General features: G+C 47.3%; 19 protein-coding genes. 9 read left to right on the plus strand and 10 right to left on the minus strand.

Annotated elements, in window-relative coordinates:
- Both istB and istA read right to left on the minus strand, forming a co-directional pair.
- Window positions 1-759 (minus strand): IS21-like element helper ATPase IstB, encoded by a 759-nt coding sequence (istB, locus tag BW952_RS05945; RefSeq protein WP_045849690.1) that lies wholly within the window; start codon window positions 757-759, stop codon window positions 1-3.
- Window positions 756-2,306, minus strand: a complete 1,551-nt coding sequence (istA, locus tag BW952_RS05950) for an IS21 family transposase (protein WP_045849691.1) — start codon at window positions 2,304-2,306, stop codon at window positions 756-758. The genes istB and istA overlap by 4 nt, the downstream gene beginning before the upstream one ends.
- Before the next feature lie 382 nt (window positions 2,307-2,688).
- On the opposite strand from istA, the gene BW952_RS05955 reads away from it, so the two are divergent.
- Window positions 2,689-3,189 (plus strand): DoxX family protein, encoded by a 501-nt coding sequence (locus BW952_RS05955; RefSeq protein ID WP_045849692.1) that lies wholly within the window; start codon window positions 2,689-2,691, stop codon window positions 3,187-3,189.
- Window positions 3,190-3,264: 75 nt separating this feature from the next.
- Here the strand turns inward: BW952_RS05955 and BW952_RS05960 are convergent, their stop codons facing one another.
- Complete coding sequence (locus BW952_RS05960) at window positions 3,265-3,738, minus strand: hypothetical protein (RefSeq protein ID WP_076496221.1); 474 nt, start codon at window positions 3,736-3,738, stop codon at window positions 3,265-3,267.
- A gap of 135 nt (window positions 3,739-3,873) precedes the next feature.
- On the opposite strand from BW952_RS05960, the gene allB reads away from it, so the two are divergent.
- Together allB and BW952_RS05970 are read left to right on the plus strand one after the other, a co-directional pair.
- Window positions 3,874-5,223, plus strand: a complete 1,350-nt coding sequence (gene allB, locus BW952_RS05965) for an allantoinase AllB (protein WP_045849693.1) — start codon at window positions 3,874-3,876, stop codon at window positions 5,221-5,223.
- An 18-nt stretch (window positions 5,224-5,241) separates the two neighbouring features.
- Window positions 5,242-5,859, plus strand: a complete 618-nt coding sequence (locus BW952_RS05970) for a histidine phosphatase family protein (RefSeq protein WP_045849694.1) — start codon at window positions 5,242-5,244, stop codon at window positions 5,857-5,859.
- 665 nt (window positions 5,860-6,524) lie between these two features.
- Here BW952_RS05970 and mmuM read toward each other — a convergent pair.
- Complete coding sequence (gene mmuM, locus BW952_RS05975; protein WP_045849695.1) at window positions 6,525-7,466, minus strand: homocysteine S-methyltransferase; 942 nt, start codon at window positions 7,464-7,466, stop codon at window positions 6,525-6,527.
- Window positions 7,466-8,299 (minus strand): basic amino acid ABC transporter substrate-binding protein, encoded by an 834-nt coding sequence (locus tag BW952_RS05980; RefSeq protein WP_082084553.1) that lies wholly within the window; start codon window positions 8,297-8,299, stop codon window positions 7,466-7,468. Before BW952_RS05980 ends, mmuM begins: the two co-directional genes overlap by 1 nt.
- Window positions 8,300-8,484: 185 nt before the next feature.
- On the opposite strand from BW952_RS05980, the gene BW952_RS05985 reads away from it, so the two are divergent.
- Entirely contained in the window at window positions 8,485-10,581 is a 2,097-nt protein-coding gene (locus tag BW952_RS05985) for a methyl-accepting chemotaxis protein (RefSeq protein WP_045849696.1), read from the plus strand.
- Window positions 10,582-10,774: 193 nt separating this feature from the next.
- On the opposite strand, the gene BW952_RS05990 is transcribed toward BW952_RS05985, so the two are convergent.
- From BW952_RS05990 to BW952_RS06010, 5 genes are all read right to left on the minus strand, one after another.
- A complete protein-coding gene (locus tag BW952_RS05990; protein WP_045849697.1) occupies window positions 10,775-11,236 on the minus strand; it encodes a low molecular weight protein-tyrosine-phosphatase in 462 nt (153 codons plus the stop codon).
- Window positions 11,237-11,266: 30 nt separating this feature from the next.
- On the minus strand, window positions 11,267-12,496 hold the full coding sequence (locus BW952_RS05995; protein WP_045849698.1) for a PucR family transcriptional regulator: 1,230 nt from the start codon (window positions 12,494-12,496) through the stop codon (window positions 11,267-11,269).
- Between the two features lie 14 nt (window positions 12,497-12,510).
- Window positions 12,511-13,974, minus strand: coding sequence for a sodium/proline symporter PutP (putP, locus tag BW952_RS06000; RefSeq protein WP_045849699.1), 1,464 nt, complete (start codon window positions 13,972-13,974; stop codon window positions 12,511-12,513).
- Between the two features lie 126 nt (window positions 13,975-14,100).
- Window positions 14,101-15,645 carry an L-glutamate gamma-semialdehyde dehydrogenase gene (pruA, locus tag BW952_RS06005; RefSeq protein WP_045849700.1) on the minus strand — a complete coding sequence of 515 codons (1,545 nt, stop codon included), beginning with the start codon at window positions 15,643-15,645 and terminating at the stop codon, window positions 14,101-14,103.
- 12 nt (window positions 15,646-15,657) lie between these two features.
- Entirely contained in the window at window positions 15,658-16,575 is a 918-nt protein-coding gene (locus tag BW952_RS06010; protein ID WP_045849701.1) for a proline dehydrogenase family protein, read from the minus strand.
- A gap of 235 nt (window positions 16,576-16,810) precedes the next feature.
- Here BW952_RS06010 and recQ point away from each other — a divergent pair, with 235 nt between their 5' ends.
- The 5 genes from recQ (at window position 16,811) to BW952_RS06035 (ending at window position 24,427) form a co-directional block, all read left to right on the plus strand.
- Window positions 16,811-18,898, plus strand: a complete 2,088-nt coding sequence (recQ, locus tag BW952_RS06015; RefSeq protein WP_045849702.1) for a DNA helicase RecQ — start codon at window positions 16,811-16,813, stop codon at window positions 18,896-18,898.
- Entirely contained in the window at window positions 18,891-19,835 is a 945-nt protein-coding gene (locus BW952_RS06020; protein ID WP_052698375.1) for a RecB family exonuclease, read from the plus strand. The genes recQ and BW952_RS06020 overlap by 8 nt, the downstream gene beginning before the upstream one ends.
- Before the next feature lie 197 nt (window positions 19,836-20,032).
- Entirely contained in the window at window positions 20,033-21,919 is a 1,887-nt protein-coding gene (locus tag BW952_RS06025) for a sigma-54-dependent Fis family transcriptional regulator (RefSeq protein WP_045849703.1), read from the plus strand.
- 167 nt (window positions 21,920-22,086) lie between these two features.
- Window positions 22,087-23,391: a four-carbon acid sugar kinase family protein gene (locus tag BW952_RS06030; protein WP_231581290.1), complete on the plus strand. Its 1,305-nt coding sequence runs from the start codon at window positions 22,087-22,089 to the stop codon at window positions 23,389-23,391.
- A gap of 13 nt (window positions 23,392-23,404) precedes the next feature.
- A complete protein-coding gene (locus BW952_RS06035) occupies window positions 23,405-24,427 on the plus strand; it encodes a TRAP transporter substrate-binding protein (RefSeq protein ID WP_045849705.1) in 1,023 nt (340 codons plus the stop codon).
- Window positions 24,428-24,483 lie beyond the last annotated feature (56 nt).

Genomic DNA, 24,483 nt, shown 5'->3' on the forward strand with positions numbered 1-24,483 from the left:
TTATCTTGCTTCTCCGCCTAATCCATGACGCTCGCGCATGGAAATATCTCCGTCTATTAAAATTTGATAGGAATCATGGATAATGCGGTCTAAGATCGCTTCCGCAATCGTTTCATTTCCTAATTTCACATGCCATCCACTAGGATCAATCTGTGAGCAGAAAATAGTGGACGCAATTTTATGGCGGGCTTCTGTGATTTCCAACAGAATGGCTGCTTCATCTGTTGATAAATCAGTGAGCAGCCACTCGTCCAGTATGAGCAGCTCCACTTTCGTGTATTTCTTGATGGATTTCCGATAGCTTCCGTCTGCAGCCAATTTCGCAAGCATCAGTTCATCAATCAGTTCAGGCAGGCGAATGTATTTGACCTGATAAAACTGGCGGCAGGCAGATACACCGAAGGCTGTAGCCAAGAATGATTTTCCTGAACCAGTGGGTCCTTTTAAAATGATATTGTGGCTGTCCTGGATATAGGTGCCGCTAGCCAATTTTAAAATCAAGCCTTTATCCAGCCTGCGGTCTTCATGGTATTCCATGTCTTCAATACATGCATTGGAATTCAAAAAAGCAGCTTGTTTGATCAAGCGCTGAAGCTTATTGCTCTTACGGCGGGAATGTTCTAAATCGACGAGTAAATTGAAACGGTCTTCGAAACTCATCTTCTGAAATTCCTTGTTTAATGCTTGCTCCTTATAGGCTTCCGCCATACCACTCAATTTCATTTCGTGCAGTTTCGTCAATGTATGTTCATTCCTCATTTATCCGTTCCCCCATAATAAGAAGCTCCGCGTGTGAAGCCGTACTCGTTTGTGCTGCTGTCTGTTTTGCGTTTCAGTTCCTGCTGGGCATCATTCTTTTTGTTGTTCTTCAACATCGTTTGAATGCTTTTGACCGTCGGTCTTTTCGTCATGGAAACAATCATTTTACACGCACGTTCAATTTCATATTTTGTGTATTGGCGCTCGGCTTTTTTCAATGAAAAGATGGACTGAAGCGCCTGTTTTTCTGTCTGTGAAGTGCCAAGAAGATATTGAACGACGTTCAACGTGAATGAACCAATCCCTTCAGCCCATTCAATCGCAGCTTCTGGCGTTTGGTCTACAAATAGTTTATGATTGTCTGGCATATGGTCACGGATAGTGGAGAACTGTCCAAACTTCCCATATAATCGTTTGTGAGAAGCGATTCTCATATGGTTAAAAAAGAGTTCGACGAGGTTCTCTGACAGTTTCACCTCGACTTGTCGATTGATGTATTCGTAGGGAACAGAATAAAACATGCTTTCGACAGAAAGGTGATAGTCAGGCCGTACTTTTGCCGTTTTCCATTCAGACATTTTGTAAGGTGCGCCTGGAAGAGGAGAAAGCGCAAATTTCTCCTCTTCTTCAAATGCTGAGAAACGGCACCCTTTTTTTCGGGTGAAAGGGCGGTTATTGAATTCATCTAACTTCTGCCACACTTCCTTATTCAATTCATCGATACTGAAGCAATGTGTATTTCTCAATGCCGCGATAATCCATGTAGAAATCACACCAACGGAACCTTCCACACTTGCCTTGTCTTTTGGAGTGCGAACCCTCGCAGGCATCACCACCGTGTTGTAGTAGTCTGCCATTTCTCTGTACGTTGGATTTAAGATTAATTCTCGTGTAGTATGCTTAGTCACGCTCGTTTTCAGATTGTCCGGCACAACAATCTGGGTAGAGCCGCCAAAATACTCATAAGCGTGATTGTGGGCTGTAATCCACGAATGAGAATCCATTGATAAAGACGCTTCTGCATACGAGAATTGACTGCACGGCAGTGTTGCAACGAAGACATATGCCTTTACTTTCTCGCCAGTATCTCTATCAATGATGAAGGCAGTGGTACCCGCCCAGTCCACTTCCAAGATTTCGCCTGGTTTTCTGCGGATACGCAAAGTGGCTTTATATTTGTCTGCATACGTGCTGTAATGGCGCAAAAAACTGCGATAAGAGTACGGGATTTTTTGCTTTGCCCGACATTCCGCCTCATATTCATGATGAAGGAGAGAAAGCGTCACATTGGGCTTTGCCAGCTCCTCATGAATGTAATCAAAATTCAATGGCTGACGACCAGAGGCCTCCAGCGTTCTCTCCGGAAAGAGAAAGTCCTCAATCCATTGATCTGTCATTTCTTCTCCCAACGGACAGACCAGCCCTTTCCTTTCTGCCAGGCCGATGACCTCCGTTACTTTTTGACGAGAGTGGCCTGTGCTGGCGGCAATGCCTCTCAGACTGATCCCCTCATCCTGTAATTCCAAAATCTTTCGATAGCGAATCATACAAAAAAACCTCCTGCATAATATTGGCATACCTGAAGGTATGCTCAATCATTATACAGAAGGCAAATTGGTAAAAAACCTGTCATTCACTGGTACAATCTTTGTCATTTTGCGGTAAAAATAATGTCAATGGTGGTACATTTCATTGGCCGTAATCATCCTTTCTTTCTCCTTCATGTCTTTCCCTTTTCATGGATCGTTAAGCCGAGAAATGGGGAGTTTTCCAATTACGAAGTATTTGTGAAATATTGAGCAAAGTGTAGATCATTTCAGAAGGATGGCGTATGATAAGAGTATAAATTAAATGTGAATTATTTCACAAAACAGAAACGGCAATGGCTTTGACGTGAAGTGGTTCACGAAAATCAAAGGAGTGGTTGGAATGAACAGCAAATGGATGGCGGCGTTGTGGACAGTGCTTCGGGTGTGGCTCGGGGTGCAATGGATTCAGGCAGGCTGGCATAAGGTCGTGGACGGATTTGATGCATCGGGCTTTTTATACGGAGCGATTGAGAAATCAACGGGTGATATGCCGGCGGTCAGCAGCTGGTACGCGGGCTTTTTGGAAAACGCGGCACTCCCGAACGTGCAGGTGATTAACGTATTGATTCCGTGGGGCGAACTGCTCGTCGGCATTGCCTTGATCGCGGGCGTGTTGACAGTTCCTGCTTTAATCGCCGGCGCATTCATGAACTTGAACTTCCTTTGGGCGGGTACGATCAGTACAAATCCGACACTGCTTCTCGCCGCGGTTGTTCTGCTGTTTGCGGCAAAAGGCGCGATGTATTACGGCGGCGACCGGTACCTTGTGCCGGTACTGGCGAAAAAATGGGCAGAGTGGAAGCAGCAGCATCCACGAAAGCCGATGCCGAAAAGTGCTTAATCGAGTAGGAAAGTGAGGAATAAAGAAAAAAGCCCGGGCCATGTGCTCGGGCTTTGCTTATGAGGAAGAGGAAGGTTAGTTGATGCGTTTTAATGCGGCTTCGTGCTCGATGGAACGTGCGGATAAGATGCTAATGATTTCTTTTTGGTCTAGCATGCTTTTTTTCATTTCGGCTTGTACGTTTTCGATGCGCTCAAGCCTGTAGTTGGCGGTGTCCAAATCTGATTTTAAAATCGATAACTCTGTTTTTACGAATTTCATATCACTCTTCAATTCAGTTACATCTGTTTTTAGCATGGTTACATCTGATTTCAATTCAGTTACATCTGTTTTTAGCATGGTTACATCTGATTTCAATTCAGTTACATCTGTTTTTAGCATGGTTACATCTGATTTCAACTCAGCTACATCTGTTTTTAGTGTGGCTACATCCGATTTTAATTCAGCTATATCTGTTTTCAACGTGGCTACATCTGATCTTAATTCAACTATATCGTGTCTAATGCCTGTTACTTCGGTTAAAATTTTCTCCAGCAATGCTTCGCTCATGTTTTCACCTCCGCTCTTTTTGTATTATACCATCCTTATTTCAGAATTGATTGTGAGATTTTCTTGCATGAAAAAATAAATCATTGAAAAGAAAGGATACACTTATGAAAAAGCAAAAGATGGGGGCAGGGAGCTATGTATGATGTCATCATTCGAAATGGAACGATCGTAACAGCTAGTGGAGAGCGAAAAGCGGATGTGGCTGTCCGGAAAGGTGTAGTGGAGGAGGTAGCCTCATCGATTTCCGGCGCATTGGAAAAAGAAATCGATGCGTCCGGTCTGCACATTTTCCCGGGTGCTGTCGATATCCACGTTCATTTCAGCGATCCGGGCCGGTCGGAGTGGGAAGGATTCCGAACTGGTTCAAGAATGCTGGCAGCCGGCGGTATCACAACGTTTGCGGATATGCCGCTGAATGGCATTCCGTCAACCGTTGATGCAGCCGCGCTTCGGCAAAAAGCGAACGTTGGCGAGGAAAAGTCGGTCGTCGATTTTGCGCTCTGGGGCGGGCTCGTTCCCGGTAATCTGAATGAGCTGAAGGGGCTGGCAGATGCCGGCGCGATGGCGTTTAAAGCCTTTATGTCGCCAACGGGTAATGATGATTTTGAAGCGGTGGGGGATGTGGATCTGCTGGAAGGCATGAAGCGGATTGCGGAGCTTGGCAAGGTGCTGGCGCTTCACGCGGAAAGCGGTCCGGTGACGTCGTTTTTAACGGAGCAAAAGCGCAGAGAGGGGCTTGTCGGTGCCGATGATTATTTGGCCACGCGTCCGATTTCAGCGGAGGTAGAGGCGGTGGAGCGGGCGCTGTATTATGCGTCCTTAACCGGCTGCCCGCTTCATTTTGTTCATATTAGCAGTGCAGAAGCGGTGGCAGTCATCCAGAGCGCGCGGGCATCCGGCATGAATGTGACCCTTGAAACGTGTCCGCACTATTTACTCCTCACGCATGATACGCTAAAAGAAAAAGGAGCGGTTGCCAAATGTGCACCACCGCTTCGTAACAAGACGGATCAGCTAAAGCTTCGGGCAGAAATGAACGCAGACCGGATAGATTTTTTAACGTCGGATCATTCGCCCTGCACACCTGAGCTGAAGCAAATGGAGAATGGGAATGTGCTGGATGCATGGGGTGGCATCAGTGGGGGCGGTCTGACGCTGCTGGCGGCGATCCGGTATGCGAAGGAAGAGAACGTGCCGCTGGCGCAAGTCGCGAAATGGACAGCGGAAAAGCCGGCGGAGCGTTTCGGCCTTGGGCATAAAAAAGGACAGATTGCACCGGGAATGGATGCGGATTTTGCATTGGTGTCGATCGGGCAAAGCCATACGGTGACGCCGTCGAACTTTTGGGCAAAGCACCCCGTCAGTGTATATATGAACGAAACGTTCCCGGCTTCCGTCAAGGCTACCTACGTTCGCGGACGGGAAGTGTTTGCGGCGGATACAGGGCCGTCTGATGAAAAAGCCGGACGTATGATATGCTTGTAAGAAAAAGGATTTGATCACATGATGTATGTTGTTCGCCACGGCGAATCAGAATGGAATGCGCTTGGACGGCTGCAAGGGCAGATGGACATTGGACTCAGTAAAGAAGGCCGGGAGCAGGCGGCGCTTTTGGGGGATTATTTTGACCGCGACGGCATTGTGTTTGACTACGTGTTTTCGAGTGACCTGGACCGGGCGTTTCAAACCGCCAAGCTTGCCTGCGCCAAAATGAATGTTGAATCCATTACAGCGAGCCGGCTGCTTCGGGAACGGTTTTACGGCGAGCTGCAGGGACAGCTGCTGACGGATATTGTGAAAACGGTGCCGGATTACGCGAATAATCTTGGGGAGCCGATGACGCACGGGATGGAATCGATTGAAGACATGCAGGAGCGGATGGTGAAGGTGCTGACCTCAATTGCCGAAGAAACGAATGGGGCTCCAGTGCTGATCGTGACGCACGGTGGTGCAGTAAACGCGCTTATTCATAAGCTGTCCAATGGCGAAAGCGGCACCGGAATTGGGAAAATTGATAACACGTCTATTACGAAACTGTCGTGGAACGGAGAAAAGCTGTGGGTTGTCTCAGTAAATGAAACACCGCATTTGATAAGCGTTAACGATACATTTGAAGGCTAAAATCGTCCCGCTGCTTTGAGGCAGCGGGATTTTTTTGCGTCAATTCAAAGCTGATTTCCAAATGAATAGCTGAAAGGGACTTTTATTTCTGTCCTGATAATCTACTTCGATAAGGATAAATGTGGTATTATTTTAGTGATAAAGACAGGGAGTATATACATATGGGAATTGGTCGGATAACGGGGAAAGGCGCAGGCTGGGCAGGTGGTTGAGCAGGAAACACATCACGAAACAGGCCATACTGGCGGCCGCGAGCTTTGGGGCGGCGGGGAAACGTATCGATAAACCAAAAAGCGACCGGAGACAAGTTCCTCCGGTCGCTTTTCACTCTGCGGTGAGATCCATCCCGATTTGACTGATAAAATAAAAGAAGTGGCTGATAAACATGCCGATCTGACCGGAAAAGGCTTTTTATCGTTCAGATAATGACGGTTACCGGTCACTTCTGCTACTATCTGCACTAGAATTCTTCTAGAGTCGCTGCTCCTCTAGAACCACTATCGGCAGCCCGGAGGCCCTGAATCTTCTTTTCTAAAAATGATAGTAACCTTTATTTTGCTTAAGAAAAGGAAAATGTCTTAAAAACACCTGTATTCCTTTGACACGTTTGTTTTCAACACTAGAAAAAACGACCGGGGGAAATGTTAATTCCCGGTCGTTTTTCATTAGGCTCTAGCCCATTCGGCAATCGTCTGAATATCCGACGGCTTCGTGCGGCAGCACCCGCCGATGAGCTGGGCGCCGCATTCAAACCAGTGGCGGGTATGCTCGCTGTAGGCGGCCAGGTCCGGTGCACCGGACCATGTTTTCGTTTCGGCATCGTACACTTCACCGAGATTCGGATACACGACAATAGGCTTGTCGGTTTCGCGCTTGAGTTCTTGAATCAATTCAGGAATGTATTCTGGCGCTGTGCAGTTGACGCCAATCGCAGCAATTTGCTCAAAGGCGTTCAATGTTTTCGCGCAGTCGGCGATTCGTTCGCCGCTGCTAATGTGCTGGCCGTCTTTTGCGCTGAAGCTGATCCACGCGTATGCGTGCGGGAATTCTTCCTTTAAAAGACGAGCGAGTGCCTGCGCTTCGACGGCATTTGGAATGGTTTCACACGCCAAAAGGTCAGCGCCTGCTTCAATGAGTGCTTTCACACGCGGCCGGTGAAAGTCGATCAATTCTGCTTCTGTTAGTGTGTAGTCGCCCCGGTATTCGGAGCCGTCTGCGAGAAATGCGCCGTACGGACCGACGGAAGCGGCGACGAGCGGCTTAGGCCGGTTTGTTTTGTCTTCAACGGCCTGCCAGAATTCATCCCGCGCTTCAGCGGCAATTTGGACAGACGCTTGAATAATGTCAATGGTCTGCTCTGCACTCAATCCATGCTTCGCAAAACCGTCAATCGTCGCCTGGTAGCTGGCTGTAATCGCACAGTCTGCGCCTGCTTGAAAGTAATCGGTGTGCACCTGCTTGATTGCCTCGGGTGTTTCCATTAAAATACGGGCCGACCAAAGGCTGTCGTTCAGCTGGCAGCCATGGCGTTCAAGCTCGGTTGCCATGGCTCCGTCCAGTACGATGACGGGAAAAGTGGATAAAATCGTTTGAATCGGATTTGGCATCAGTTGCCCTCCAGCTCAGCCGCTGCCGCTTGAAGAACCGCTGTATCCGGCTCCGGGCCGATCCATTTTTCATAAATCTCCGCATATGTGCCGTTTTCAATGATCGTTTTCAAAGCAGCATCCAGTTCTTCTGCCACTTCACTGTCTTTCGGGAACATCAGGCCGTAAAATTCGGAATCAAATGTGTCTGAATCAACGAGCGTATTGTAGGTTTGATCCGGGTTGTTTTTCAAATATTCATTGATGACCGTGTTATCTGCCACGACCGCTTCGACGGCTCCATTTTGAAGAGACATAATGGAAACGGCGTCACTTTCATATTTTTTCAGATCCGCACTGTTTTGCCCCATGACTTTTTCAGCGGCAATCTGGCCGGTCGATGCGTTCAGTACACCAACGGTCATGCCTTTTAAATCAGCCGCGCTGTCAACGGTTGTGTCTTCTCTCGTCATGATCATATGCGTCGACTGGTAATAAGGAGACGAGAAATCAAATGTCTGCTTCCGGTCATCGCTGATCGTAATCGCACAAACAGCGAGGTCCAGCTGCGCCTGGCGTGTGCTTTCAAAAAGACCGTCCCAGCCCATATTTTTCATTTCATAATCGTAGCCTGCTTCTTCCATGACAGCGTCCACCACGTCAATATCAAACCCGACGATCTCGCCTTTATCTAAATAGGTGAACGGAGCGTACGCTGCATCGGTTCCAACGATGAGTGTTTTCTTTTCGGTGCCGCCGCTTCCGCTTTCTTCTTCCTGGCCGCAGGCAGAGGTTAACGCTAAAAGAGCGGTTAAGCCGATCGCCGCTGCTCCTTTTGATGTCCATTTCTTCATCCGACATTCCTCCATTATCACTGTTGTGTAAATTTTCACATAAGTTTTATCATACAGAAAGAATGTTGATTTGACAAAACGTTTTTTTGACTGGAGAGGGTAAAAGAAGTGCGCTTGTTCTCTTGAAGTTTGTCGAATTACGTCGATATATACGGTACAGGGAATAACGGATTGGAGTGATGAAGATGAAAAAAACGAAAAGCATTGCATGGCGGCTGTCGGCTCTTATTATCGGGCTGTTTTTGCTGCTATTTGCGATTTACGCGGTGATCACGAATGTGATGCTGTACAACAAAAGCCTGGAAGATTCCGAGGGCTACGCGGTTCGAGCTGCCCAGCTGTCCGCTTCCAAAATAAGTGACCGGGTGGACGAAACAGCGGAAATGCTTCGGACGACAAAAACGGCGCTGGAATCTCTTCATGTGGCCGACCGGCTGACAGCGGAAGATACGCTGCGGCTTATTCAAGGGAATTTAACTGAAAATGAGCATTTATTCGGTGTAGCTGCTGTTTTGGAAAGCGGGGAAGCGGTCATTGGAGAAGCGACAGACCGGGCGCTGCTGGATGAAGATCAGCGTTTTGTGCCGTATGTGTACAAAAACGAAAGCGGCCTGGCAACAGAGACGTTGACCGGGTATGAAGAAGAAGGCGGCGACTGGTACCAGATTCCGAAAACGGAGCTGCGGCCGATTTTAACCGAGCCGTATGAATATGAATCAGGCGGGCAGACCGTGCTCATGTCGACGCTGGCTGTGCCGCTTTTGGACGACAGCGGTGCGTTTATCGGCGTATTGACGGCTGACTTTTCCATCGACTTCATGGCGGAGCTTGCCGCAGAAAGCGCGCCGGCAGATGGCTTTGACCGCATCATCACCGAGGAAGGGATTATCGTAGCCGATAGCATCGATCCTAAGCAGATCGGCAACAATATCGCGGACTCGCGTGACTGGGGTTCGATTAAGCCGGAAATCGACAAGGGACAGGAATGGACACTGTATGCGGACTCCCAGCTGCTTGGCGAAAGCTCCTTTAATGTGTTCGCGCCTGTGCTGGTGGAAGGCATCGACGAAACATGGTCCGTGCAAACCGTCATTCCGAAATCGAGTATTTTAGAAACGTTTAATCAGACACTGCTGTTTACGATTATTGCAGCGATTGTCATGATTTTGATTATGACACTTGCGACGGTTTTATTTATTCACCGTCAGCTGAAGCCGCTTGCCCTTTTACGGTCGTCAATCGAAACGGCGGCAACGGGTGATTTAACGGAAAAGATCGATGAAAAAAGACTTCGTCACGATGAAATTGGCGCGGTGGCTTTTGCGTTTAACAACATGCTCGACCGGGTGAGCGACACCGTTCGGACGGTTCGTTCCTCAACGGGTCATTTAAACGAGTCCTCGAATCACGTCCACCAGATTTTTGAAGAGGTAGTGGCATCGAGCAATGAGGTGTCTGTAGCGGTTGACGAAATTGCGCAGGGGGCTTCCAAGCAGTCAGAGGATACAGAAGATACGGGTAACCAGATGGCGCACTTGTCCGACCGGATCGATGCGTTGTCCGAGCTGTCTGAGCAAATGAACGAATTGTCCCAGCAGGCGGGTGAACGGGCCCAGGGTGGCATGGTGCAGGTGGAGCAGCTTCGTGAACGAAACACAGCGGCGAATGAAATGAACAGCCGGGTAAAGGATCAAATGCAGGGACTGGCTAAAAAGATTGGCGAAATCGAGGCGGTCATTGAGTCGATTCACGGCATCACGGCTCAAACGAATTTACTGGCGTTAAACGCATCAATTGAAGCTGCGCGGGCCGGTGAGCACGGCAAAGGCTTTGCGGTCGTCGCAGAAGAAGTGCGGAAGCTGGCCGAGCAGTCACGCCGCGAAACAGAGGTTATTCAAAAAACGGTGCGAGATATTTTGCAGGCATCGACTCAAACGTCCGTCGTGGTAGAGGAAAATCTCTCGCTTATGGAAGGGCAGAACGAGTCGGTTTCCGATACGCAGTCTGCCTTTGAAATGCAGGCGGAGATCGCCGGGCGCATTACCGAAACGGTGCAGGAGCTGACAGAGAAATTGGGCGAAATGGTCGGCCAAAAAGAGCAGGCGCTTCTGTCGATTCAAAGCGTGTCGGCCATTTCAGAAGAAACCGCCGCGTCGGCTGAGCAGGTCAGTGCATCCGCCGCCGAGCAGCAAAACGAGCTGCAGCGTGTCGCTGAAGCAACCGAAAACATGAACCGGATTGCCGGCGAGCTGCAGCAAGCCGTTGACCGCTTCCGTGTATAAACAGAAAAGACCTGTCCAGCTGGCTGCTGGCAGGTCTTTTTCACGTTTTTGGCGCAATCATCCTTACTATGGCACAATTATGCGAAATACGGCGCAATTCCTCCTGGTACGGCGCAAAAGAGGTGTAATTGCGCGTTAATCCGGGGAAATGCGCCGTAAATCCGGGAAATGCGCCAAAACAGAGGGAGGAAGCTTAAAAGTGTTCCGACCGAATCTTGGCTAAAAGAGCATCGCAGCCATCTTTGACGAGGTCGTACGTTTCCTGGAAATCACCGGTGTAATACGGGTCCGGCACGTCTTTTTGATGGTCCGTTAAATCGAGAAAACGGATGATTTTCGGGTGGTCCGGCTGGCCGAGCATCTCGCGGATGTTCGAGATGTTGCTTTCATCCATGCCAATGATATAGTCGAACTTTTCGAAATCCGCAGCATCGAGCTGGCGTCCGGCCATGCCTTCTGACGAGATGCTGTATTCCTTCAGCTTCGCCAGTGTACCTTTGTGCGGCGGCGAGCCGATATGCCATGAGCTTGTGGCGGCCGAGTCAACGGTCACCTGGCCGTCCAAATTTTCTTTCTGGATCAGATCGCGGAACATCGCCTCTGCCATCGGCGAGCGGCAAATGTTGCCGAGGCAGACAAATAACACATGAATCATGTAATCTCCTCCTTCGACCCTAGTATAGCATTATGGCCGCTCCCGTTTCATAAGCTGCAGGTCGATGTACAGCTGGCAGCGCGTATGGAAGTCGTCAAAGTTGATCGACGTCAGCTCACCCATCTGCTTCAGCCGGTATTTCAATGTATTTGTATGAATAAATAACGCTTCCGCTGTCGGCTTGATCCGGCAGTTGTTTTGCAAAAAAAGATCAAGCGTCCGGACCAGCTCGGAATGGCCGTCTGCGTCTTTCTGGTGCAGCTTCAATAAATCTTCATTCACATAATGGGTCTCCAGGTGATAATGAGCAATCGTCTCCATATAGCGCAGCAGGCCGAGGCGGCTGTATTCGATCGGCATTTTGTCATGCCCATTCAAAAATTGCGCGGTCCGGCATACCTCCATCGCTTCTAAATAGCTTTTGCGAAGCATCGGCATCGAGGAGTAGCTGCTGCCAATACCTGCGGACAAACGAAGATCCTGAAACTGGCTTTTAACGGTGCGCACCAGCACTCGTGCACTGGCCGGCAGCTCATCTTCAACTCCGCCGAGTATCACGGTAATCTGCAGTGGGTCCGTTAAAATAATGGCGGGCTGATCCAGTGTATTGGCGAAAAGCCCAACGGTTTCGTGGAGGGGATCGAACCATTCTTCTTCGGCTGCATCGAGCATAAAGACGGCTACGATAAACGAAGAAGGCAGCGCAATGTTCAACTGCGCTGCTTCCCATTTCACTTCACTGTCGGTCCGGTACGAATGGTGAATCAGCTTTTTGAAAAAATCCTGTTTCTTTTCGCCGCTTCTGTGCGCCAGCTGATTTTTCGTGTGCAGCACCTTGCCGATGTGAACGGAAAGCTCGTTTAAAAAGCTGAGCTCTCGTTCGGTTAAAGGAGGATCGGTTTCCTGTATCCAAATATAGCCGAAAACAGTGCCGCCATATTTTGCGCTGACGACCACGCGCTTGTTTAAGCCAATGTCTTTCATTTCTTTTACGCGAAAGGGTTTCTCTACCGATTTCAGCTGGTCCATTATGCCTTCATCCATGAATTTTTTCAAAATAGAGGTCGTCCAGCTTTTTGAAAAAATCGTCTGCTGGTTGGCTTCATCAAATTGTTCGATGTAATACGAGCTGTAAGCGAGCAAAGAAAATTGCTCATTTTCAACCACAACCGGTTTTTTCAGCACACGGCTGATTGCATCCGTTATTTCGTTTATTTCATTCAATGAAAGAATTTTTTCAAGTGGCCGGCTTCCATCCATAAAGAAAATCCCCCTTATTTCGTTTCGTTTAAGACACGCTCAAACTCTTCGAACCGCCGCATTGTTTCGGCTGCGGGCGTTGTGAGAGAGCTGACGATGATCACCGCTGCCAGGCTCGCCGCAAAGCCCGGAATCATTTCGTACACCGTGTTGGAAAGCGGTGTGTTTGCCCAGATCATGACGGTGAGGGCACCGGCAACCATCCCGGCCAGGGCGCCCCATCGTGTCATTCGCTTCCAGTATAAACTAAGAAGAACGACGGGACCAAATGCGGAGCCAAAGCCGGCCCAGGCGTAGCCGACTAAATTTAAAATCGTGTCGTTTTGTTCCCATGACAGAAGAAGCGCGATAATCGAGACGAGCAGCACAGCGAGCCGTCCGAGAAAAACAAGCTCGCGGTCGGTCGCATTCCGCCGGAAAAAGGTTTTGTATAAATCCTCCGTCAGCGAGCTGGATGTGACAAGCAGTTGAGAGGAAATGGTGCTCATGACGGCCGCTAAAATGGCGGAAATCAAAAAGCCGGTAATGATCGGATGAAACAGGATGGTGCCAAGCTCAATGAAAATGGTTTCCGGATCTGCCAGCTCGAGATTATTGTCCGTGAAATAAGCCAGGCCGACAAAGCCGGTCACCATCGCCCCAATACTTGAGAAGATCATCCAGCTCATGCCGATACGGCGGGCTTTTTTGATTTCTTTAATCGAGCTGATCGCCATAAAGCGGACGATAATGTGCGGCTGGCCAAAGTAGCCGAGCCCCCAGGCAAACAGAGACACAATGCCGAGCAAGCTCGTGCCGGTGAAAATATTCAAGTAGCTGTCATTAATCGAGCGAACGGTTTCAATGGAAGGCCCGATGCCACCAACGTTCATTAAGGCGACAATCGGCACGAGAATAAGCGCAACGACCATAATGATGCCCTGTACAAAGTCTGTCCAGCTGACAGCTAAAAAGCCGCCGAATAGCGTATAGGCGACGACAACTCCGGTAACAATCCAAAGACCGGTATGATACTCAAGGCCAAATGTACTTTCGAAGAGAACTCCGCCGGATACCATGCCGGATGAAACATAAAACGTAAAAAAGATAATAATAACAAGTCCGGACACGAGACGGAGCACCTTGGAGCGGTCATAAAACCGGTTTTCCAAAAAGCCCGGGATCGTAATAGAATCCTCCGCAATTTCCGTATACGTGCGAAGGCGTGGTGCCACGTATAGCCAGTTGGCCCATGCACCGAGTGTCAGCCCGATCACAATCCATGCCGAGCTGATGCCGCTTGCGAACATGGCGCCGGGCAAACCGAGCAGCAGCCAGCCGCTCATATCAGAGGCGCCTGCAGAAAGTGCCGTAACAGCTGGACCGAGTGTTCGGCCGCCGAGCATATAGTCGGATAAATTAGACGTGCGTTTAAACGCGAAGTAGCCGATAAGCAGCATCAGGACCATATAAGCGGCAACAGAGATGGCTAATGACATAAAAATTCCTCTTTTCAATTGGTTTCAGAAGAAGGAAGCAAGGAGCAGGCGTACATGAAGCGGCATCATGTCCTGAACAAAAGCTGCCTCTTACAGTGGTCGGTCAGTGTAAGAGGCAGCTTTGTGTTACAGCATTTCTGAAGTTGTTTTTGCCTGCATGTGAAGCTGCAGGTAATCCGGTCCGCCCGCTTTGGAGTCGGTGCCGGACATATTAAAACCGCCAAATGGCTGGTAGCCGACAATCGCGCCGGTGCAGCCGCGGTTAAAGTATAAATTGCCGACATGGAATTCCTCGCGCGCTTTTTCCATATGGAAGCGGTTCGTTGTAATAACAGCTCCTGTCAAGCCGTAATCCGTGTTGTTGGCAATCTGAATCGCTTCATCAAAATCCTTTGCTCTGGCAAATGCGACGACAGGGCCGAAAATTTCTTCCTGCATGATGCGCGCATCCGGAGCAGCATCTGCGACAATCGTCGGCTGGATAAAGTAGCCGGTTTGATCGTCTCCGGTTCCGCCTGCGGCAATACGCCCTTCTTCTTCCCCTATTTTAACATAGCTCATTATTTTGTCATATGCCGATTGATCGATTACCGGGCCGACAAAATGATTGTCTACCGGATCGCCAACCGTCAGCTCCTTCGTCAGCGCAATTGCCTTTTCAAGCACTTCGTCGTACACGTCCTCGACGATCACTGCGCGGGAGCAGGCAGAGCACTTTTGACCGGCAAAGCCAAAGGCCGACTGCACGATTGACTGGGCAGCCAGATCAAGATCTGCTTCCTTGTCCACAACAATGGTGTCTTTGCCGCCCATTTCGGCAATGAGGCGCTTCATCCATTTCTGGCCGTTTTGCACTTTTGAGGACCGTTCGAAAATGCGCAGACCGACGTCACGCGAGCCGGTAAACGTAATAAAGCGGGTTTGCGGATGATCCACTAAATAGTCGCCAACCTCGGCACCGCTGCCGGGGATAAAGTTCACGACGCCCGGCGGCAGCCCGGCTTCCTCTAACACTTCGATAAAACGGGCGGCGACGATCGGCGTAGTGGAGGCAGGCTTTAACAACACTGTATTGCCGGTCACGATGGACGCAACGGTTGTGCCGGCCATAATCGCAAACGGGAAGTTCCACGGCGAGATGACAATGCCGACGCCGAGGGGAATGTAGCTGTACCGGTTGAATTCACCCGGACGGCTCAGCACCGGGGCGCCGTTTTTCAGCTCGAGCATTTGCCGCGCGTAATATTCCATAAAATCGATTGCTTCCGCTGTATCAATATCCGCTTCCCGCCACGGCTTGCCCGCTTCTTTCGTCAGCAGGGCGGAAAATTCGTGCCGGCGCCGGCGCACGATGGCGGCGGCTTTAAACAGCACATCTGCCCGGATCTCCGGTGATACCTTTTTCCACGTTTGGAACGCATGGGCGGCTGCCTGCATCGCTTTTTCGGCCAGCGCTTGATCCGCTTTGGAAACAGAGCCGATGACTTCACTCCTATTTGCCGGATTGAAGGAAACTATTTTATCCTCGGTAATAATGTGTTTCCCGCCAATAACGAGAGGGTAATGCTTGCCGAGACTGTCCGTTACATTTTTAATCGCTTCTTTGTAGGCTGACGCATTCGCTTCTTTTGAAAAATCGGTAAACGGTTCATGTTTGTATGGAATCATCATAATGCCTCCTCGTTATTTTTGGACAATGCCTTTAAGCGCAAATGAAATGTTCGCCGGACGCTCTGCCAGCCGTCTCATAAAATAGCCGTACCAGTCCATGCCGTATGGGACATACACGCGGACGCGGTAGCCCTGCGCGATCAGCTCCTGCTGCAGCTGGGTTCTCATGCCGTACAGCATTTGAAATTCAAACTCGTTCATCGGAATTCGGTGCTTGCGCTGAAATGCCTTTGTGAATTCAACGATGTTGGCATCATGTGTCGCAATGCCTGTGTAGTGGCCGGCTAGTAGGCTTTGTTCAATCAGCTTCATGTAATTTGTATCGACATCTGCTTTGTTCGGAAACGCGTGCTCCGGACCTTCCTTGTAGGCGCCTTTGACGAGCCGTAAAAACGGCTTCAGGGGCATTAAATCCGCCAGATCCGCTTCGGTCCGGTATAAATACGCCTGCAGCACTGTGCTCACATGCTCATACTGCTGCTTGAATTCCTTGAACAGCTCAAGTGTTGCGCCGCAGCGCGACGCATCCTCCATATCAATCGTGACCATAATGCCTAAATTGTCTGCTGTTTGAAGAATGCGCGTCATGTTCTGCCGGACGAGATCCCGGTCAATATCAAGACCGAGCGACGTCAATTTCAAGGAAACATGTGAATCAAGCTTTTCTCGGTGAATCCGCTGAATCGTACCGATGCATTCCTCTGTTCGTTCAGCTGCGACCTCTTTTGAATCAACGAATTCGCCAAGATGATCCACAGTAACGGATAAGCCATGTGCGTTTAATGCCCTGATACACGCAATCGAGCTTTCAAAATCGATCCCGCCGATGATTTTTCCTGCCGCTAAATGACTGCCTCTGCCCTTCGCCAGCTGATTGAGCCTTTTGTTTTTCGACAAATATAAGAAAAAATCCCTCGTCACCGCTTCCATACAAAGCGCCTCCTTGATGGATTGATTATACGTTCACTGTACGCCCGTTTCCGTTTATATACAATGTTCCCCGAAACTAAAAATGTAAGCGTTTTATTGTCTTTAAGTGACAATGATTTTTTGTTTATTCTTTCTTTTTTAGGGGTAAGCCGATCAAGGTGAATCCACGAAGATTCAGAATCTACAGGCAAACGATTTATGTTAAAATAAAAGAAAAAAGCGAAGAGGTGTTTGCATGCTGGATCAGGCGCGCGGCTTTTTGCAGTCGCACTTCGGTTATGATTCATTCCGGACCGGCCAGGAACAGGCGATTTCACAAGTGCTCAGCGGCGAAAATACAATATGTGTCATGCCGACAGGAGGCGGAAAATCGATCTGCTATCAAATTCCAGCGCTTGTGCTTGAAGGAACGACGATTGTCGTGTCACCGCTTATTTCCTTGATGAAGGATCAGGTGGACGGTTTGCTGGCGGCAGGTATTCCCGCTGCTTACATAAACAGCTCGCTCAGCAGTGCCGAACTGTCCGAAACGATGCAGGCGGCGCGAAGAGGTGAATACAAGCTATTGTATATTGCACCGGAACGGCTTGAATCGTATTCATTCGTTGAACGGCTGAAGCAGCTGACGGTTCCGCTCATTGCGGTCGACGAGGCGCACTGTATTTCCCAGTGGGGGCACGATTTCCGGCCAAGCTACCGTCACATTCAGCGTATGACTGAGCTTTTTGCAGGGGATCCGACCGTGCTGGCACTGACGGCAACCGCGACACCAAACGTGCGGGAAGACATTTGCCGCCTGCTTTCAATAGAAGAAGAAAAAACCGTCATTACCGGCTTTGAGCGGAAAAACTTATCGTTTTCTGTGATTCAAGGACAGGACCGGAATGGTTTTTTAAAAGACTATTTAACGAAAAACGCAAAAGAATCCGGCATTATTTATGCGGCGACGCGGAAAACGGTGGACCAGCTGTATGAGCGCCTTCAAAGAAGCGGCATATCAGCAGCACGCTATCATGGCGGCATGAGTGACGTGGACCGCATCAAGGAGCAGGACCGGTTTTTAGCTGATGAAGCAACGGTGATGGTCGCGACGAACGCCTTTGGAATGGGCATTGATAAATCCAATATTCGCTACGTGATTCACTATCAGCTGCCGAAAAACATGGAAAGCTACTATCAGGAAGCGGGGCGCGCCGGGCGGGATGGGCTCGACAGTGAATGCATCGTTTTGTATTCATCGCAGGATGTGCAGACGCAGCGCTTTTTAATTGACCAGGCACTCGAGCGAGACCGGATTCCGCAGGAGCTCGAAAAGCTTCAAGGCATGGTAGACTACTGCCACACAGAACGGTGCTTGCAGCAGTTTATTGTGGCGTACTTTGGCGAGCCGTATCCGAAGCCGTGCGGCCGCTGCGGCAACTGTACTGATTCGCGGGACAGTGTAGACATAACCAAAGAAGCGCAAATGGTGCTTTCCTGTGTGATCCGAATGGGACAGCGGTTTGGAAAGGCGATGACGGCACAGGTGCTGACCGGGTCGAAAAATAAAAAGCTGCTGGAGTTCGGCTTTGACGATCTGTCGACGTACGGCATTTTAAAAAAGCAGAGCGTGAAGGATGTCAGCAATTTTATTGAGTTTTTAATTTCACAGGAGCTGATCGGTGTGGAGCCGTCACAGTTTCCGACCATTTTTGTGACCGAACAGGGCCGAGACGTGCTGCTTGGCAAGGAAATGGTGATGCGCAAAGTAGCCGTCCGGACCAAGAAAATTGCCACGGACGATCCGCTGTTTGATGCACTCCGGGCTCTTCGGAAAGAGCTTGCCGAAGATGCAGGCGTGCCGCCGTTTGTTATTTTTTCCGATAAAACGCTCCAGGATATGTGCGACAGGCTGCCGATGGATGAACAAAGCTTCCTCCAGGTCAGCGGTGTCGGTGAAAGCAAGCTGCAAAAGTATGGTGCGGCCTTTTTAGAAGAAATTCGTGCGTTTAGTGAAGTGAAAAAAGAGCCGAAGAAAAAATCTGTTCATTCCTACTTGGACACGCTGGAGCTGCATCAAAAAGGGCTGGCGCCGGCTGCGATTGCAGCAGAACGGGAGCTGACCGTCGGCACGGTGGAAAACCACTTGCTTCAGTGTATGGAAGAAGGGCTTGATGTGAACCTGGACCTGCTCGTGCCGCCCGCCCACCGTGAAAAAATTGAAAAAGCGGTGGAGGAAGCCGGTGCAGAGCAGCTAAAGCCGATCAAGGAGCTTGTGCCGGAAGATGTCACGTACGGGATGATTAAAGTGTTTTTAGAAATGCGGAGACGGAATCATGTTTGAAGTAAAGCCATTTCCTGAGTTTTCCTGGTCATTTTCGCGCCATAAAACGCTTATGACGTGCGCAAGAAAGTATGGATACGATTATTACGCCGGCCACAACGGGTGGCTGTATGAAGCAGACGAATCCGTGAAGCATGTATACCGGCTGAAAAAGCTGAAAAACGTGCCGATTGCCTTTGGGCAGATTGTGCATGAGCTGGCGGAAAGAGCGGTGCGGATGTTTTTGGCTCATGGCCATCAAGTGACGGAATCCGAACTGATCGAAGAAGCGCGCAGTATGATGAACGAGGCGTATCTTCATTCGCGCGACCGAAAGCAACAGTGGCTGCAGAAGCCGGCTCGTTTTCACATGTTATATGATATGTATTACACCGGAGAATTAAACCGGATGGAAGCGGAGGAATACCGGCGGCGCCTGCCAGTCGTTTTTCAGCATTTGCTTGCCAGCCGCTCGTACCGCGATATCACCGAGCGCCCGCAGACGATGCACTTTGAGCAGGCCGAGGAATTCCGGTTTATGACCGTGGACGGTGTGAAAATTTTTGTCGTGATGGATTTGCTTTACCGCGATTTAGAAACAGGAAAATGGATCATTGTCGACTGGAAAACCGGCAAGGAAGCAGATGATGACCGGAGTCAGCTCGCACTCTATGCGTATTACATCATGCAAAAACATGGAGCCGGCGTGGATGAAATCGAAATTCGCAATGAATATGTGCTGACCGGCGTGCAGAAAACGTATCAGCTGAGTGAAGCAGACATTGACCTGATGCTCCAGAAGATGAAGCAAAGCATTCATTACATGCGCCGCTACCAGCTCGATATGATTTCCAATGAACCGGTCGAGCTGAGCGAGTTTCCGCAGACGGAGCAGGAGCGGCGCTGTGAGACGTGTAATTATAAAGAGATTTGTCTCGAACTGTCACAACATAACTAGTGTCAGTCTTTTTTCTTTCTGGACGGATGGATTGGTCAACTTATATAGAGTGAAATAAAATCTCAGAGCTAAAAACTTTCTTTTATTCAAAAAAAAGATTGTAAATATTAAACAAAGTTGTATTTTTATAATTTTCAATATACAATAAGTGTAGCAAAATGCAACAGTTATATAGCTTTTGGAAAAGAGGCGTATGTATGGCAAGAATTTTAGTAGTTGCTCCTTATGAAGGGTTGAAGGATTTATTTCTTGAAGTGACAAATGAGTTAAAAAAGGAGGTACATGTAGAGGTCGGTGACCTTTATAAAGGGTTGTCAATTGCAAAAGAGCTGGAGGATAAAGGGTATGATGTCATCATAAGCCGAGGCGCAACGGCTCATCTGCTTCGAAAACATTGTTCCCTGCCTGTCGTTGAAGTAAAAATTACTGGTTACGACATTCTCAGAACATTGACTCTTTTAAGAGGTTATTCAGGGAAAATAGGCTTAATGAGCTATTTTAATACGATTCAAGGAGCAGATGTCATTGGAACACTGCTGGAAATGAATTTATCCTTCTTTCCAATTAACGAAGAAAGTGAAATTGAAATTGGTATCAAAAAAGCACTCAAAGAAGACGTTCAAGTTATTATCGGTGACGTTATTACGACTTCTGTTGCTACTTCATTTGGATTAAATGCCATTCTTATTGCATCAGGTCGAGAAGCAGTAGAGGATTCTATCTATGAAGCAGAACAAATAGAATTTTATACAAAAAAAGAAAAAGTGAACCGTGAATTTTTTGAAAGTATCATAAAAGGATATCCGGAAGGTCTTATTGGTATTGATCGCCAGGGTAATATTCAATTGCTTAATGATAAAGCAGAGAAGTTTATGGGCTTAAAGGAATCGGAGATAACGGGACAAAAGTTAATTAAGGTTATACCACAGCTATATATAGAGGATTTGTTTAGATCGAATCTGGAGCCCTCTGAGACAATTTGTATACTTGGAGGAGAACAATATGTTCTTAAAAGACTTCCGCTGAAACGAAACAGGAATATTTTAGGGGATATTTTGATTTTGGAAGAAACGAAAGAGATTCAAAGGATTGAAAGTCGAATTAGGCGCAGTTTATTTACTAATTCTGCACAGCCTAAAATGCACTTTAACAATTTAGTAGCCATAAATAAAGAAATGAAGCGGCAAATCAGCGCAGCTAATGAACTCAGCAAAGTGAAAACTCGAATTCTTATATACGGTGAGCCGGGGACTGGAAAGCAAAGTCTTGCACAAGCCATTCACAACGAAAGTGTCCAGAAAGATTTTCCTTTTGTTTTTTTGAATTGTGAAGCGTATTCAGAACAGCAGCTTGAAAAAGAAATTTTCGGTTTCGAGGGGGATGAGCAGAAGCAGGGGGTATTTGAAGCGGCGCATAATGGAACACTTTTTATTGATGCCATTGGCCAGCTCCCACTGTCGATCCAGGCAAAGTTAATAAATGTACTCACAGAAAATAAAGTGACGCGCATCAATGGAACACATGCTATTCCGGTAAATGTCCGCATTATTTCTGCTAATTCTTCTAACTTGAATAGCCAATTAGAAACAGAGAAATTCCGCGAAGACTTATTTCATCTTATCAATGAAGCAACATTATCGATTCCAGCGCTCCGGTATCGGCCTGAGGATATGTCTGAACTAGTTCTCTGGTTCATCGCATCTTTCAATGCGAGGCTCGGAAAACAGATTGTCGGGGTCCGCCCAGAGGTAATGAATCAGTTAAAACAAGCAAAATGGCCAGGGAATATTCAGCAATTAAAAAATATTATAGAAAGAATGTGTATGGAAACCACAGGCTCTTTTATTGAAAAAAGCGATGTGAGAACCATTTTAGATGAGTTATTTTTAAAAAATGATAATAGTGACCTTAATAGCTCTTTTATTAACATAGATAATAAAACATTAGGCGAACTTGAAAAAGAAATTATCAATCAAGTTATGGAAGAAGAAGGGTTTAAACAATCCCGCGCAGCAAAAAGGCTTGGAATTAACCGATCGACTTTATGGCGGAAAATTAAAGAAGCAACAATAAATAACGAATAATCATTCGTTATTTTTTTGTTTCTAAATAAAACAGAAAAGCAGGGAGGAACAAAAATGTATTAAAATTAAACGTTTTTTAATTTTTTTTTTAAAAAAACATTGTAATATGCAACAGAGTGATATATGATGAACACAGAAATTAATGAAAGCGTTTTAAAAATTGGTAGGTGATAAATGAATTGAGCAGATTAATAATTATTGCAGATGATTTGACCGGAGCTAATGATACAGGTGTCCAGTTTTCAAAAAAAGGCTTCCGCACGCTTTCTCTATTAAAGGCAGAGCGAATGGAAAAGCAAAATGAAGCAGACATCGTCGTCATGAATGCAGAAACTAGATCATTGAATGCAGAAGAAGCTTTTCGGAAAATAAAAAAGGTTTCGGAATATTTGACCGTCTATCCATTTCCTCATGTATATAAGAAAATTGATTCAACATTGCGAGGGAACATTGGGGCAGAAATTGATGCATTATTGGACAGTAACTTGTTTGATGTGGCTATTGTCCTTCCTGCTTATCCGAAGAATGGACGGGTAACGATTGGCGGCTATCATATCGTCAACAATTGTCTGCTTGAGGATTCAGAAATAGCGAAAGACCCTAAGAGTCCTGTAGCTGAGTCGCATATCCCGACATTGATTGGCAGTCAGAGCAGCAGAAAAATCGGTCATATAGACATTAATCAAATTAGAAAAAACCAAATTGTTGAGCAAATAGAAATAAGCCTTCAGCAAAATGAACAGATTATCGTGTGTGACGGTTTTTTACAATCTGATTTGACAACGGTTACAAATTCCGTGGTGAAAAGTGGCTTGAGTGTCCTTTGGGTGGGCTCTGCTGGTTTAGCCGAAAGCTTTGCGGGAACATTTGAACAAAAACCGAGTTACATACAAGGAAAATTAAATAGAAAGGCGAAAGAAATATTGCCTGTTTTGACGATTGCGGGAAGTGTAAGCGCTGTCACTAGGGGTCAAATTCAGTCTCTTGCATCTCAAGATCGTGTACAGATTGTTGTAGCTGAGCCTCTAAATTTAGTAAACAATGAACTTCGAGAAAAAGAGATAAAACGAATAATCGTTGAGATTATAGATGTATTGAAAAAGGGATATGCCCCTGTTTTAACAACAAATGATTCAGAGGAAACAAGGCAGCAGCTTCAAAAGTGGAATGGGAAAAATGGCATGGAAATCGGGAATATGATTGCTGTATCTCTCGGTCAAATTGCGGCTTCCGTTATAGCGGCTTATGATGTTTCAGGCCTTATACTTACTGGCGGCGATATCGCATACCGTACATTTGAACAGCTAGGTGTGGAGAGTCTTCGAATTGTTGATGAGGTAGAAGAAGGAATTCCATTTTGCGAAATAGCAGATGGGATACTAAAAGGCTTGCCTGTTGTCACGAAGGCAGGAGCATTTGGAAATCCGCACTCCTTAGTGAATGCGATGAATAAAATGAAAGATTTATTATAGGGAGGTCAAAGAAATGAAAAAGTTTTTAGGTGTAATGGCAGTATCATCAATGGTTTTGTTATCAGCTTGTAGCGGTGGTGGTTCGACAAGTTCCGAAAATGCAGCGGAAGGCGGCGGAAGCGGCGAAACGGTAACATTGAAGGTGGGGCATACGTTAGCAGATACTTCTCACTACCAGGAAGGTATGGTGAAATTTCAAGAGCTTGTTACTGAAAAAACAGGCGGCTCTGTTGAAATCGAAGTCTTTCCGAACGGTTCACTAGGTGGAGAGCGAGACATGATTGAAGGGCTGGGTGTAGGAAGTGTTGATATGGTCTTGACGTCTACTGGCCCAATGAGCGGCTTCGTTCCAGAAGTGACGGTTGTAGATTTACCGTTCCTATTTAGAGATGAAGAGCATGCGCATAAAGTGCTTGATGGAGAAATTGGAACAGAACTAGGTAAGAAAGTAGAAGACACAATGGGCGTGAAAACACTTGCATGGTGGGAAAATGGCTTCCGTAATGTCACAACAGCAAGCACAGCTATTGAAAAGCCGGAAGATTTAAAAGGCATTAAAATTCGTACGATGGAAAGCGATATCCACATGGATTCATTTAGTGCAATGGGCGCGCAGCCAACTCCAATGGCTTTCACAGAGCTATTTACAGCGTTGCAGCAAGGGACAATTGATGCAGAAGAAAACCCAGTTCCAGTTATTATGACATCTCGTTTTTATGAAGTTCAAGATCATTTGACCATGACACGTCACTTCTATAATCCTTCACTTTTGTTGATGTCTCAAAGCAAATTTGATGCATTGACACCAGAACAGCAGACAGCGATTGAAGAAGCGGCAAAAGAAGCGGGCGTATACGAGCGTCAAGTTGTTCAGGACATGGAAAAGCAATATATTGAAGAACTCAAAGGTAATGGTATGCAAGTCATTGAAAACCCTGATTTAGAACCATTTAAAGCAGCAGTACAGTCTGTTTATGAAAAATACGAGCCTCAATTTGGAAAAGAATTGATTGATGAAATTCGTAATACACAATAAAAGAAAGGAGCGGATAGATCTACTTCTATCCGCTTCATTTATCCTGAGGGGTGAGT

Origin of the sequence: Domibacillus enclensis (assembly GCF_900156125.1) — a bacterium.
In the GTDB taxonomy this organism is placed as follows: Bacteria; Bacillota; Bacilli; order Bacillales; family Domibacillaceae; genus Domibacillus; species Domibacillus enclensis.

Excerpts from the sequence above, each read along its gene's own strand:
- istB (WP_045849690.1), bottom strand. The coding sequence starts at position 759 with ATGAGGAATGAACATACATTGACGAAACTGCACGAAATGAAATTGAGT.
- istA (WP_045849691.1), bottom strand. The coding sequence starts at position 2,306 with ATGATTCGCTATCGAAAGATTTTGGAATTACAGGATGAGGGGATCAGT.
- BW952_RS05955 (WP_045849692.1), top strand. The coding sequence starts at position 2,689 with ATGAACAGCAAATGGATGGCGGCGTTGTGGACAGTGCTTCGGGTGTGG.
- BW952_RS05960 (WP_076496221.1), bottom strand. The coding sequence starts at position 3,738 with ATGAGCGAAGCATTGCTGGAGAAAATTTTAACCGAAGTAACAGGCATT.
- allB (WP_045849693.1), top strand. The coding sequence starts at position 3,874 with ATGTATGATGTCATCATTCGAAATGGAACGATCGTAACAGCTAGTGGA.
- BW952_RS05970 (WP_045849694.1), top strand. The coding sequence starts at position 5,242 with ATGATGTATGTTGTTCGCCACGGCGAATCAGAATGGAATGCGCTTGGA.
- mmuM (WP_045849695.1), bottom strand. The coding sequence starts at position 7,466 with ATGCCAAATCCGATTCAAACGATTTTATCCACTTTTCCCGTCATCGTA.
- BW952_RS05980 (WP_082084553.1), bottom strand. The coding sequence starts at position 8,299 with ATGAAGAAATGGACATCAAAAGGAGCAGCGGCGATCGGCTTAACCGCT.
- BW952_RS05985 (WP_045849696.1), top strand. The coding sequence starts at position 8,485 with ATGAAAAAAACGAAAAGCATTGCATGGCGGCTGTCGGCTCTTATTATC.
- BW952_RS05990 (WP_045849697.1), bottom strand. The coding sequence starts at position 11,236 with ATGATTCATGTGTTATTTGTCTGCCTCGGCAACATTTGCCGCTCGCCG.
- BW952_RS05995 (WP_045849698.1), bottom strand. The coding sequence starts at position 12,496 with ATGGATGGAAGCCGGCCACTTGAAAAAATTCTTTCATTGAATGAAATA.
- putP (WP_045849699.1), bottom strand. The coding sequence starts at position 13,974 with ATGTCATTAGCCATCTCTGTTGCCGCTTATATGGTCCTGATGCTGCTT.
- pruA (WP_045849700.1), bottom strand. The coding sequence starts at position 15,645 with ATGATGATTCCATACAAACATGAACCGTTTACCGATTTTTCAAAAGAA.
- BW952_RS06010 (WP_045849701.1), bottom strand. The coding sequence starts at position 16,575 with ATGGAAGCGGTGACGAGGGATTTTTTCTTATATTTGTCGAAAAACAAA.
- recQ (WP_045849702.1), top strand. The coding sequence starts at position 16,811 with ATGCTGGATCAGGCGCGCGGCTTTTTGCAGTCGCACTTCGGTTATGAT.
- BW952_RS06020 (WP_052698375.1), top strand. The coding sequence starts at position 18,891 with ATGTTTGAAGTAAAGCCATTTCCTGAGTTTTCCTGGTCATTTTCGCGC.
- BW952_RS06025 (WP_045849703.1), top strand. The coding sequence starts at position 20,033 with ATGGCAAGAATTTTAGTAGTTGCTCCTTATGAAGGGTTGAAGGATTTA.
- BW952_RS06035 (WP_045849705.1), top strand. The coding sequence starts at position 23,405 with ATGAAAAAGTTTTTAGGTGTAATGGCAGTATCATCAATGGTTTTGTTA.